The sequence below is a fragment of the Arenimonas fontis genome (assembly GCF_008386465.1).
GTDB lineage: Bacteria > Pseudomonadota > Gammaproteobacteria > Xanthomonadales > Xanthomonadaceae > Arenimonas > Arenimonas fontis.
Genome location: NZ_VUOD01000001.1, coordinates 130,560 through 142,810, shown reverse-complemented (window position 1 = coordinate 142,810; position 12,251 = coordinate 130,560). Strand labels below are relative to the sequence as shown.

The following is a 12,251-nucleotide window of genomic DNA, read 5'->3' as shown; positions in this document are numbered from 1 at the left end:
ACTGCCCGCGTCCCGGCGGCACGGAGGTGTCGCCTGGCGCGGGCAGTGGCGTGAACGAGCCCGGGAAGACTCGATGAGCAAGCGCGACTACTACGAAGTGCTGGGCGTGGCCCGCAACGCCTCCGAAGAGGAGATCAAGAAGGCCTACCGGCGCGCCGCGCAGAAATACCATCCCGACCGAAACCCGGGCGATGCCGACGCGGAACGGCGCTTCAAGGAGGCCAAGGAGGCCTACGAAGTGCTGTCCGATGGCGGAAAGCGGCGGATCTACGACCAGCACGGCCACGCCGCCTTCGAGCACGGCATGGGCGGGCACGGCCCCGGTCCCGGCTTTGCCGACGTCAACGACATTTTCGGCGACATTTTCGGCGACATCTTCGGCGGCGGCCGCCAGCGCGGTGGACCGCGCCGTGGCGCCGACCTGCGCTACGTGGTCGAACTCGACCTCGAGGAGGCCGTGTTCGGGGCCGAGAAGCGCATCGAAGTGCCGACCCTGGCCGCTTGCGGGCCCTGCGGTGGAACCGGTTCCGAGGATGGCAGGCTGCACCCTTGCCGCACCTGTGGCGGGCGCGGCCAGGTGCGCATGCAGCGCGGCATCTTCGCCGTGCAGCAGACCTGCCCGGCCTGCGGCGGCCGCGGCCAGACGGTCAGCAAGCCCTGCGGCCAGTGCAACGGCAACGGCCGGGTCCGCGAGGACAAGGTGTTGCAAGTGAAGATTCCGGCAGGCGTGGATACCGGCGACCGGATCCGCCTGGCAGGCGAGGGCGAGGCCGGCCTGGCCGGCGCGCCGCCCGGTGACCTGTACGTCGAGGTTTCGGTGCGCGAGCACCCGATCTTCCAGCGTGACGGCGACGACCTGTACTGCGAGGTGCCGGTCCGCTTCTCCCAGGTGGCGCTGGGCGCGGACATCGTGGTGCCGACCCTGGACGGCGAGGTGTTGATCAAGATCCCCAAGGAAACCCAGACCGGCAAACTGTTCCGCCTGCGCGGCAAGGGGGTGCGCTCGGTGCGCAGCCATTCCCCCGGCGACCTGCTGTGCCGGGTCGTGGTGGAGACGCCGGTGAACCTGACCGCCCGGCAACGGCAGTTGCTGGAGGAGTTCGAGGCCACCTTCGAGGGCGACAAGGCCGCCCGGCATTCACCCCGGTCCAGCAGCTTCCTGGACGGGGTGAAGGCATTCTGGGAGCGGATGACCTCCTGAGCGCCCGGCACGGATCGCGCCGGGTCCGGGCCACTAGGGCCGCCCGTACAGCCTGCCGGTGGCGCCGCTTTCGGCGTAGCCGTCCAGCAGCGTGCCCACGCTGGCTTCCAGCCGCTCCAGGCGGCTGGCGGCGTTGGGGTGGGTGGAGAACAGCAGGGCGAGGTTGCGGTCTTCCGGCTTGGCGGCGTCCAGTGTGTGCAGCACGCCGACCAGGCCGAAGGGGTTGTAGCCGCCACGCGCGGCCAGGACCATGCCGGCAAGATCGGCGTCGTATTCGTCCTGCCTGTCCAGGCCCTTGACCAGCACTTCGGTGCCGGCCTTGAAGGCGCGTTCGCCGAAGCGGCGGGTCAGCTCGTTGTCGCTGCGCTGGCTCAGTTCTCCGGCCAGGGCCACGGTCCATTCGCGGCCCATGGCCTTCCGGATCGCCTTGACTTGGTCCTTCTCGACTACGTGCGAAATCTCGTGGCCGAGCACGCCGGCCAGCTCCGATTCGTCGCGCAGGCGCTCGTACAGACCACGGGTGACCAGGACGATGCCGCCGGGCAGGGCGAAGGCATTGACGTCGTCGCTGTCCATCACGCCGAAGCGCCAGGGCAGGTTGGGGCGCTCAGACTGCAGGGCCAGCCACAGGCCGACCCGGTTGACGTAACGCTGCAGGGCAGGGTCGTCCACCAGCGGCGCGGCACCGAGCAGTTGCGCGGCAATGCCCTCGCCCAGTTCGATCTCCTCCTGCTCGGAGATCTCCTCGCTGGCCTCGGCGGCACGCTTGCCGAAGTCCAGCAGCTTGCCGGCCTCGCCGAGCCGGCCGAAAGCGCCGGCCGGGCCGGCCAGGGCCAGGGCCAGCAGGGCGGTCGTCAGCGTTTTCATGGCGTTCATCGGTTCCTCCCGCGCGGCTTGCGCGACTCGAGGTAAGCCACCTGCCGCGCTTCCAGGCCGGCTTCGGCGGCATGCGTCCGGGCCTCGTCCGGGGCGGCGGCGAACTGCGCCAGCCGGGCCGCTTCGCCGGCATTCGGATTGGCCCGGCGCAGATCCTCGGCACCCAGCCCCTTCACGCCGGTGCTGGCATCGGCGCTGGTGGAGCCGGTGCGGAAAACCGAGGCCAGGGCCTGGCCGCCGCCACGGCTGGTCTCGCCCGATCCGGTGCGCAGGTTCAGGATACGCACCCAGCCGGACTGGCCGGCCGTGGTGGTGACGCCGGCCCAGGCGCCCTGGCGGGCAGTGATCTCGACGCTGTCCTTGGCCGCCAGTTTGGCCAGGATGTCGGCGCCGGCCTGGGGTTCGGCGCGCAATTCGGTGGCCTTGAGCACGGTGCCTGTCTCGGCGCCGGCCGCCGCGACGGCCAGGGCCAGGACCACGCCCAGGGCCAGCGGCAGCGTTCCCGGGCGGAATGTTCGTTTACGCATCGCCATGATGGTGTCCTCCCTGTTTGTCGGCCACCGCGCTCAGTATGCCGCGGGCTCGCGCTGCGGTTCATACAGGTCCACGGGCCGTTCCCTGCCCTTGACCCGGAACTGTCCGCGGTGGACGAAGACGAAACGTCCTCCGGCGGCCTCGCAGGCCAGCTTGGTGGCTGCCGACACCAGTACCCGGGCCACCCCCTTGGTGCTGCCCTCGATCCGGCTGGCCAGATTCACGGTATCGCCGATGGCGGTGTACTCCATTCGGGCCTCGCTGCCAAGGAAGCCGACCACGGCCGGGCCGCTGTGGATGCCTATGCCGATGTCGAACTCGCCCAGGCCCGGGTCCAGGGCCTGCAACTCGCGCCGGAACCCGTCCAGGACCTGGGTCATCTCCAGCGCCGCCGCCACCGCTTGCCGGGCATGGCCGGGCGCCTCGGTGGGGGCGTTCCAGAAGGCCATGATGGCGTCGCCGATGAACTTGTCCAGGGTGCCGCCGTGCCGGAAGATGACTTCCACCTGGCGGCTGAAGTAGCGGTTCAGCAGGTCCACCACCGCTTCGGGGCTGCGGTTCTCGGACAGGGTGGTGAAACCGCGGATGTCGGAGAACAGCACCGAGATCTCGCGCGTCTCGGGCTTGCGCTCGCGGTCGAGTTCGCCGCTGCGCACCAGGCTGTCCACCACCCGCGGGTCGAGGAAGCGGCCGAACAGGCCGACCGTGGCCTCGCGCTCCCGCCGCTCCAGCCATTGCGATTCCACCGTCAGCAGGCCGAAACCCAGCCAGGCCAGCGACAGGGCGGCCCCGACCGGCGCATACAGGTGTTGGTCCAGTGCCAGTTGCGAGGCTGCCAGCGCCGCCAGGCTGGCCGCCGTCAGGGTCAGGCCGCAGCGCACCGGGCTTACTCGGCGATGGAAGGCCATCCCCAGGCCGGCCAGCAGGGCCAGAAGCAGGGGCCAGCGCACCGGCAGGTCGCGCAGCCAGTCCCCGCCGCGCAGATTGGCGATGGCGGTGGTGAGTACGTAGACGCCCGGGGTCAATCCGGCCAGCGGGGTGGGCCGCATGTCGTGCAGGCCGGATGCGGTGGCGCCGACGAGGATGATGTTGTCGCGCAGCGTCGGCGCCAGCACGGGCGCGTCCGTGCCCAGGTCGTGCAGCAGGTCGGCATAGGAGATCGTCCGCGGCGGGCGGCCGTACCAGTTCATCCGCACCCGCTCGAGCTCGGGCAGAGGGGTGCCGCTGCCGCGGGCTACCGCGGCGGCCAGGCCGGGCAGGCGCCAGCCGGCCACCGGCTGGAACAGGCGGGCATGCCGGCCGATGCCGTCGCTGTCGGCCTCGAAGTTGATCAGTCCGCCCTGCCAGTTCTTCGGCTCCAGCACCAGGGGCATCAGCAGGGTGGCGCCGGCTTCGGGGTCGGCGTCCGGCCCGGCTTCGGCGCCGAAGGAAGGCGGCAGGGCCGCCAGCGGCGCCGTCCGGCCGGCGGAAAGGCGCATCGAGGCGAAGTAGAGGTTGTCCATGCTGGCGGCGATCTCGCGCAGCACGGCATCGCTGTCCGGCCGGAAGGCGTCGGCCTCGTTGAACAGGATGTCGAACACCACCGCCTTCGGACGCCAGCGTGCCAGGCCGTCGAGCAACTCGCCGTGGATGGCCCGGGGCCACGGCCAGGTGCCGGCGATGTCGTTCAGATCCTCGAGGCTCTTCTGGTCGATCGCCACCACCACGATGTCGGCGGGCGGCTCCCGGCCTGCGGCGTGCCAGCGCAGCTGCAGATCGCCCAGGCGATGGTCGAGCCTGTCCAGCCAACCGCTGAGCTGCAGGGCCAGCGCGACCAGGGCCAGGACCAGCAGGGGCAGGCGGATCGGCGCGTGCTTGGCTCGGGGCATGCAGCGGTGCGGAGTGGCGGCCTGCCGGCAGTGTAGCGTTTGCCAGCGGCCGGCGGATTCCGATAGCTTGCCGGCATGCCGAACTCACCCGTCCGACTCCTGATCCACGGCGCCAGCGGGCGCATGGGCCGGGCCCTGCTGCGGCTGGCGGCGGAGCACGGCGATCTGCGCGTCGTCGCCGGCATCAGCCGCTCCGGCCGGACGCCGCCCGAACTTTCCGGCTTGCCCATGCTCCCGGCCGCGCACATGGGCGAGGCACCGGCTTTCGACCTGATGCTGGATTTCAGCCTGGCGGAGGCCTTCGATTCGGCCGTGGCGCTGTGCCGCAGCCGCAGCGCCGGCCTGGTCAGCGGCACTACCGGCCTTTCCGCGACGCAGAAGCAGGCCCTGGACACGCTGGCACAGCAGGTGCCGGTGTTGTGGTCGGCCAACTTCAGCGCCGGCGTGGCTGTGCTCTCGGAGCTGGTACGGCAGGCGGCGGCGGCGCTGCCGGAGTGGGATGTGGACATTGTCGAGTCCCATCACGTGCACAAGAAGGACGCGCCCTCTGGCACGGCCCTTGCCTTGGGCGCGGCGGTGGAGCGGGGCGGGGGCCGGCCACCGGCCTATTCCAGCCTGCGCGCCGGCGACATCGTCGGCGAGCACCTGGTGCAGTTCACCGGTCCCGGTGAGCGCCTGGAGCTGACGCACAGGGCCGGCAGCCGCGACATCTTCGCCCGTGGCGCGCTCGAGGCCGCCCGCCGGCTGGCCGGCCGTCCGCCAGGGAGCTACCGCTTCGCCGAGCTGCTGCTGGGCCTGGCCCGCTGAGCTTGCCGCCGGTGAGGGCCTGGTCAAGGTTTCCCATTGGCGGCGATTGCCGCTAGACTTCCCGCTCGCCTGAACCCCGCCCGCACGGACCGCCTCACGGCAGGCCCGCGGGCGGCCGCACACCCGGCGAACCGGGTTCCCCCAGCCCAAGGCGACCGCCCGTGACCCAACCCGCAATCCTTGCGCTCGAAGACGGCACCGTGTTCGAGGGCGTTTCCGTCGGCGCGCCCGGTTTCCGCGTCGGCGAGGTGGTGTTCAACACCGCCATGACCGGTTACCAGGAAATCCTCACCGACCCGTCGTATGCGCGGCAGCTGGTCACCCTGACGTATCCGCACATCGGCAATACCGGTTGCACGTCCGAAGACGACGAGGCGACCCAGGTATGGGCATCGGGCCTGATCGTTCGCGACGTGCCGCGCCGGCCCAGCAACTGGCGCAGCCAGGCCAGCCTGCCAGAGTGGCTGACCGCACGCGGGGTGGTGGCGATCGCCGGCCTGGATACCAGGCGTCTGACCCGGCTGCTGCGCGACCGTGGTGCCCAGAACGGCTGCCTGGCGGCCGGCGACGGCATCGACCGCGACCAGGCCATCGAAGCGGCGCGCAAGTTCCCGGGGCTCAAGGGCATGGACCTGGCCAGGGAAGTCAGTACCCGCGAGCGCTATGTCTGGAGCGAGGGCCGGCTGGACCTGGACAGCGGCGAGTTCGTCCGCGTCGAGCCGCGCCTCCATGTGGTGGCCTACGACTTCGGCGTCAAGCGCAACATCCTGCGCATGCTGGCCGAGCGCGGCTGCCGCGTCACCGTGGTGCCGGCGCAGACCCCGGCTGCGCAGGTTCTGGCCGAGAAGCCGGATGGGGTGTTCCTGTCCAACGGTCCGGGTGATCCTGAGCCCTGCGGCTATGCCATCGCCGCCATCCGGGAATTCCTGGCGGCGAAGCTGCCCATATTCGGCATCTGCCTGGGGCACCAGCTGCTGGGTCTGGCCGCCGGCGCCCGCACCGTGAAGATGAAGTTCGGTCACCACGGCGCCAACCACCCGGTCCAGGATCTGGACAGCAAGCGGGTGATGATCACCAGCCAGAATCATGGCTTCGCGGTGGACGAGGCGACCTTGCCGGCGAACGTGCGGGTTACCCACCGTTCGCTGTTCGACGGTTCCAACCAGGGCATCGAGCTCACCGATGCCCCGGCCTTCGGCTTCCAGGGACACCCGGAAGCCAGCCCAGGTCCGCATGACGTGGCCGGGCTGTTCGACCGATTCGTGGACATGATGTCGGCCGCGCGAACGGCCTGAGGGATGCCTTTCACCAATGGGGAAAGATGGGGAGAGCGTAATGAAGCGACTGTTGCAAAGCCTGTTCCTGCTTGCGGCGCTTGCCGCCCAGATGGCCCTGGCCGGACCGGAACGTTTGCCGGTGGGGGATTTCTTCAAGGACCCCGAGTTCACCTCGGTGTCGCTGTCGCCGACCGGCGAGTACATCACCGTGTCGGTACCGCAGGGCGACCGTACCGTCCTGGCGGCCTTCAAGGTTGACGGCATGAAGTTGGTGGGGAAGTGGGACTACGGCGCCAAGCGCCATATCGAACGCGTGTTCTGGGTGAACGACGAGCGCTTCCTCATGTTCGTATCGCGCAAGCTCGGTCGATTCGACTTCAGGGTCGGCACGCCGGACGTGTACGCCAGTAACGTGGACGGCACCCAGCGCGCCGACATGCCGAACCTGGGCTTCTACCAGATCGTGGACGTGACCTGGGACGATCCGCGCACGATTCTCGTGCAGCGGTCGATCGATTCGGCCTTCCTTTCCAAGTACGACGTCTACGACGGCCGCGTCACCACGGTGGCCACGGCGCCGCTACGCTTTGGCAACTTCATCGTCAACGCCAAGGGCGAGCCACGTTACGTCGTCGGCCAGGATGAGAAGAACAACCTGATCACCATGCGCCGCGACGGTGATGCCTGGATCCAGGTGCACAGGGATGAGATGGGCGGCGACCGTCGCGTCCCGCTCGGTTTCGACGGCGGCGACGAGAGCAAGGTGGTGTTCGAGGTCAGTCGCGGCGGCAAGCCCGCCACGGTGGTGCTGGTGAACCCGGAAACCGGCGAAGAGACCCCGCTCAGCCGGAATCCCAACGTGGAGCCCGGGGGCTTCCTGCAGTCCAGCGGGGACAATCCCGAACTGCTGGCCATCCGCTATTTCGACGGTCTGCCTTCCTACGACTTCGTCAAGAAGGATCACCCCGAGTCCAAGGTGTACGCCGGTCTCATCAACGCCTTCCCGGATCGCTCGGTCAGCTTTGCCGGCATCAGCAAGGACGGGCGTCTGGTGTTGCTGCGTACCTTCAGCGACCGTGATCCCGGCAGCTACTTCCTGTTCGACCGGAAGACCAATCAGGCGAAGTACCTGTTGTCCGCCATGAGCTGGATCGACCCGGAGAAGATGGCCAGCATGCAGCCGTTCTCGTTCAAGGCTCGGGATGGCCGCACGATTCACGGGTACATCACCTTGCCGCCGGACAGCGACGGCGGGCCCCTGCCGATGATCCTGCACCCGCATGGAGGCCCGCATGGGCCCCGCGACATGTGGGGGTTCAATCCGGAGGTGCAGTTCCTGGCCAACCGCGGCTACGCGGTGCTGCAGGTCAACTTCCGCGGCTCCGGCGGCTACGGTTCCGAGTTCGAACGCGCTGGCTACCGCAACTGGGGCACGGCCATGATCGACGACATGACCGATGCCGTGGATTGGGCCATCGCCCGGGGCATCGCCGACAAGGACCGCATCTGCACCTACGGCGCCTCCTACGGCGGTTATGCCGCCCTGCAGTCGGTGGTTCGCAATCCGGACAAGTACCGCTGCACGATCGGTTACGTCGGCGTCTACAGTCTGCCGCTGATGTTCAAGGACGGTGACATTCCGGATAGCGAGAGCGGCCGCAACTATCTCGAGCGCGTGCTGCCGGTCGACCTGGCCGAACAGCAGCGCCAGTCGCCGGCCTTCAACGTGGACAGGATCCGCATCCCGGTGATGCTGGTGCATGGCGGCAAGGACGAGCGCGTGCCGATGTCGCAGTACCGGCTGCTGAAGAAGAACCTCGAACAGGCCGGGCGTCCGCCTGAGGTCACCGTCGTGGAAGACAAGGAAGGCCACGGCTTCTACGACTACGACAACCAGGTCGAGCTCTATACCGCCATGGAGGCCTTCCTGGACAAGCACATCGGCGGCAAATCCAACTGACGAGCAGCACATGCCCAAGCGCACCGACCTCAAGTCCATCCTCATCATCGGCGCCGGCCCGATCGTCATCGGCCAGGCCTGCGAGTTCGATTATTCGGGCGCGCAGGCCTGCAAGGCCCTGCGCGAGGAGGGCTACCGGGTCATCCTGGTGAACTCCAACCCGGCGACGATCATGACCGACCCGGAAATGGCGGATGCGGTCTACATCGAGCCGATCAACGCGGCCACGGTGGAGCGGATCATCGCCAGGGAGAAGCCGGATGCGCTGTTGCCGACCATGGGCGGCCAGACCGCGCTCAACTGCGCCTTGGAGCTGGCCGACAAGGGTGTGCTCGAGAAGCATGGCGTCGAACTGATCGGCGCCTCGCGCGAGGCCATCCGCATGGCCGAAGACCGGGAGCTGTTCCGTCGGGCCATGGCCGAGATCGGCCTCGAGTGCCCCCGTGCCGAGATCGCCCGCAGTTTCGAGCAGGCGGTGGAGATCCAGGCGCGGGTCGGCTTCCCGACCATCATCCGGCCCAGCTTCACCCTCGGCGGCAGCGGCGGGGGCATCGCCTACAACCGCGAGGAGTTCGAGGAAATCGTCAAGCGCGGCCTCGATCTGTCCCCCGTGCACGAAGTGCTGGTCGAGGAGTCGGTGCTGGGCTGGAAGGAGTTCGAGATGGAAGTGGTCCGCGACCGGGCGGACAACTGCATCATCGTCTGCTCTATCGAGAACCTGGATCCGATGGGCGTGCACACCGGCGATTCGATCACGGTGGCCCCGGCCCAGACCTTGACCGACAAGGAGTACCAGCGCCTGCGTGATGCCTCGATCGCCGTGCTGCGCAAGATCGGTGTGGACACCGGCGGTTCCAACGTGCAGTTCGGTGTCAACAGCCGCACCGGCCGGGTCGTGGTGATCGAGATGAACCCGCGCGTGTCGCGGTCGTCGGCCTTGGCATCCAAGGCCACCGGCTTCCCGATCGCCAAGGTGGCGGCCAAGCTGGCGGTGGGTTATACCCTGGACGAGCTGCGCAACGAGATCACCGGCGGTCTGACCCCGGCTTCGTTCGAACCGGCCATCGACTACGTCGTCACCAAGATTCCGCGTTTCGCCTTCGAGAAGTTCCCGGCCACCGACCCGCGCCTGACCACGCAGATGAAATCGGTGGGCGAGGTGATGGCGATCGGCCGTTGCTTCCAGGAATCGCTGCAGAAGGCCCTGCGCGGTCTGGAGACCGGCAAGGCCGGCCTGGATCCCACCGGCTGCGCGGAGCAGGGCGAGGAAGGCATGCTGCGCATCCGCCGCGAGCTCAAGGAGCCCGGGCCGGAGCGTCTGTTCCAGGTTGCCGAGGCTTTCCGAGCCGGCATGAGCGTTGACGACGTGCACGGGCTGAGCTGGATCGACCCCTGGTTCCTCGATCAGATCGAGGAACTGGTGGCGGTGGAGAAGGAGGTGGCCGCCGCCGGTCTGGCAGCGCTGGACGGCGGCCGGCTGCGCAGGCTCAAGCGCATGGGCTTCTCCGATGCCCGCCTGGCTCGCTTGACCGGTACCGACGAATCCGCTATCCGTGCCCTGCGGCGCGCCTTCGGCGTGCGTCCCGTCTACAAGCGGGTAGACAGCTGCGCCGCCGAGTTCGCCACCACCACCGCCTACATGTACTCCACCTACGAGGACGAGTGCGAGGCGGCGCCGAGCGACCGGCGCAAGATCATGGTGCTGGGCGGCGGCCCCAACCGCATCGGCCAGGGCATAGAGTTCGACTACTGCTGCGTGCATGCTGCCTTGGCCCTGCGCGAGGACGGCTTCGAGACCATCATGGTCAACTGCAACCCGGAAACGGTGTCCACCGACTACGACACCTCGGACCGGCTGTACTTCGAGCCGCTGACCCTGGAGGACGTGCTCGAGATCGTCGAACTGGAGAAGCCGGAAGGGGTGATCGTCCAGTACGGCGGCCAGACCCCGCTGAAGTTGGCGCGCGCGCTCGAGGCGGCCGGCGTGCCGATCATCGGGACCAGCCCGGACAGCATCGACCTGGCCGAGGACCGCGAACGGTTCCAGAAGCTGGTCGAGCAGCTGGGCCTGACCCAGCCACCCAACCGTACCGCCCGCAACGCCGACCAGGCCGTGGCCCTGGCCAACGAAATCGGCTACCCGCTGGTGGTGAGGCCGAGCTACGTGCTGGGCGGCAGGGCGATGGAAATCGTCTATTCCGATGCCGACCTGGCCCGCTACATCCGTGAGGCGGTGCAGGTGTCCAACGATTCGCCGGTGCTGCTGGACCGGTTCCTCGACAATGCCGTCGAAGTGGATGTGGACGTCATCGCCGACAGGGAAGGCCGGGTACTGATCGGCGGCATCATGGAACACATCGAGGAGGCCGGCGTACATTCCGGCGATTCCTCCTGTTCGCTGCCGCCCTATTCGCTGCCGGCAGAGGTGCAGGATCGCTTGCGCGAACAGGTGACGCGCCTGGCCCAGGCCCTGAACGTGGTCGGCCTGATGAACACCCAGTTCGCCATCGTCTTCGACGAGCAGGGCAGGGACACCATCTACTTGCTGGAAGTGAACCCGCGCGCCTCGCGGACGGTGCCCTTCGTCTCCAAGGCGATCGGCCTGCCGCTGGCCAAGATCGCCGCCCGCTGCATGGCCGGTCGCACCCTGGCCGAGCAGGGCGCCACGCGGGAAATCGTCCCGGGCTATTACTCGGTCAAGGAGGCGGTGTTCCCGTTTGCCAAGTTCCAGAACGTGGACCCCATCCTCGGTCCGGAAATGCGCTCGACCGGCGAGGTGATGGGCGTCGGCCGCAGTTTCACCGAGGCTTTCGGGCGGGCCGAGGAGGCGGCGAACATCAAGGCGCCGGTACCGGGCAAGGCCTTCCTGTCGGTGCGTGATCCGGACAAGAAGCGGCTGCTGCCGGTCGCCCGTGACCTGCTGGCGCGCGGCTTCAGCCTGGTGGCGACCGACGGCACCGCCCGGTTTCTGCGCGAGCATGGCGTCGAGTGCGAGCGCATCAACAAGGTGATCGAGGGTCGCCCGCACATCGTCGACCTGATCAAGAACGGCGAGATCAGCTACATCGTCAACACCACCGAAGGCAAGCAGGCCATCGCCGACTCGTTCTCGATCCGCCGCGAAGCGCTGCAGCACCGGGTCACCTATTCCACGACGATCCCCGGCGCCCGTGCCCTGATCCGCGGACTGGATTGCCGGGACGATCCGCGGGTGTGGTCGCTGCAGGAGATGCACAAGGAGCTTCACGGATGAGGGTGCCGCTGACCACCAAGGGCGCCGCCCGTCTGCGCGAGGAACTGGAGCGGCTGAAATCGGTCGAGCGGCCGGCGATCATCAATGCCATTGCCGAGGCCAGGGCGCACGGCGATCTCAAGGAGAATGCCGAGTACCATGCCGCCCGCGAGCAGCAGGGATTCGTCGAGGGCAGAATCAAGGAGCTGGAATACGTGCTTTCGCACGCCCAGCTGATCGACGTCGCCCACCTCAACGCCGGCAGCCGGGTGGTGTTCGGGGCGACCGTGGATCTGGTGGACTGCGATACCGGGGAGGAGGTGACCTACCAGATCGTTGGTGACCTGGAAGCCGACATCAAGCAAGGACTGATCTCGGTGTCCTCGCCGGTGGCGCGGGCGCTGATCGGCAAGCACGAGGGCGACACGGTCACCATCCAGGCACCCGCTGGTCCGCGCGATTACGAAATCGTCGCCGTCCGCTACGTGGCCTGAGG

General features: G+C 68.4%; 9 protein-coding genes. 6 read left to right on the top strand and 3 right to left on the bottom strand.

The features are described 5' to 3' along the window. Window positions 1-73 precede the first annotated feature (73 nt). Window positions 74-1,201, top strand: coding sequence for a molecular chaperone DnaJ (gene dnaJ / locus F0415_RS00670; protein ID WP_149859269.1), 1,128 nt, complete (start codon window positions 74-76; stop codon window positions 1,199-1,201). 33 nt (window positions 1,202-1,234) lie between these two features. Here dnaJ and F0415_RS00665 read toward each other — a convergent pair whose 3' ends face one another. From F0415_RS00665 to F0415_RS00655, 3 genes are read right to left on the bottom strand one after another with little or no spacing between them, the layout of a single operon-like run. After that, window positions 1,235-2,077 (bottom strand): M48 family metalloprotease, encoded by an 843-nt coding sequence (locus tag F0415_RS00665; RefSeq protein WP_149859268.1) that lies wholly within the window; start codon window positions 2,075-2,077, stop codon window positions 1,235-1,237. Then, window positions 2,074-2,610: an SH3 domain-containing protein gene (locus tag F0415_RS00660; RefSeq protein WP_149859267.1), complete on the bottom strand. Its 537-nt coding sequence runs from the start codon at window positions 2,608-2,610 to the stop codon at window positions 2,074-2,076. The genes F0415_RS00665 and F0415_RS00660 overlap by 4 nt, the downstream gene beginning before the upstream one ends. A 33-nt stretch (window positions 2,611-2,643) precedes the next feature. After that, window positions 2,644-4,479 (bottom strand): adenylate/guanylate cyclase domain-containing protein, encoded by a 1,836-nt coding sequence (locus F0415_RS00655; protein ID WP_149859266.1) that lies wholly within the window; start codon window positions 4,477-4,479, stop codon window positions 2,644-2,646. A gap of 75 nt (window positions 4,480-4,554) precedes the next feature. Between F0415_RS00655 and dapB the strand changes: the two genes are divergently transcribed. The 5 genes from dapB (at window position 4,555) to greA (ending at window position 12,249) form a co-directional block, all read left to right on the top strand. Then, complete coding sequence (dapB, locus tag F0415_RS00650) at window positions 4,555-5,286, top strand: 4-hydroxy-tetrahydrodipicolinate reductase (RefSeq protein ID WP_149859265.1); 732 nt, start codon at window positions 4,555-4,557, stop codon at window positions 5,284-5,286. 161 nt (window positions 5,287-5,447) lie between these two features. Next, window positions 5,448-6,581, top strand: a complete 1,134-nt coding sequence (gene carA / locus F0415_RS00645; protein ID WP_149859263.1) for a glutamine-hydrolyzing carbamoyl-phosphate synthase small subunit — start codon at window positions 5,448-5,450, stop codon at window positions 6,579-6,581. A 40-nt stretch (window positions 6,582-6,621) separates the two neighbouring features. Further along, the gene (locus F0415_RS00640) at window positions 6,622-8,523 is read left to right on the top strand and encodes an alpha/beta hydrolase family protein (protein ID WP_188310243.1); all 1,902 of its coding nucleotides are present in this window, start codon (window positions 6,622-6,624) and stop codon (window positions 8,521-8,523) included. A 10-nt stretch (window positions 8,524-8,533) separates the two neighbouring features. Beyond that, window positions 8,534-11,776 carry a carbamoyl-phosphate synthase large subunit gene (gene carB / locus F0415_RS00635; RefSeq protein WP_149859261.1) on the top strand — a complete coding sequence of 1,081 codons (3,243 nt, stop codon included), beginning with the start codon at window positions 8,534-8,536 and terminating at the stop codon, window positions 11,774-11,776. After that, on the top strand, window positions 11,773-12,249 hold the full coding sequence (greA, locus tag F0415_RS00630; RefSeq protein WP_188310242.1) for a transcription elongation factor GreA: 477 nt from the start codon (window positions 11,773-11,775) through the stop codon (window positions 12,247-12,249). The genes carB and greA overlap by 4 nt, the downstream gene beginning before the upstream one ends. The last annotated feature ends 2 nt before the right edge of the window (window positions 12,250-12,251 follow it).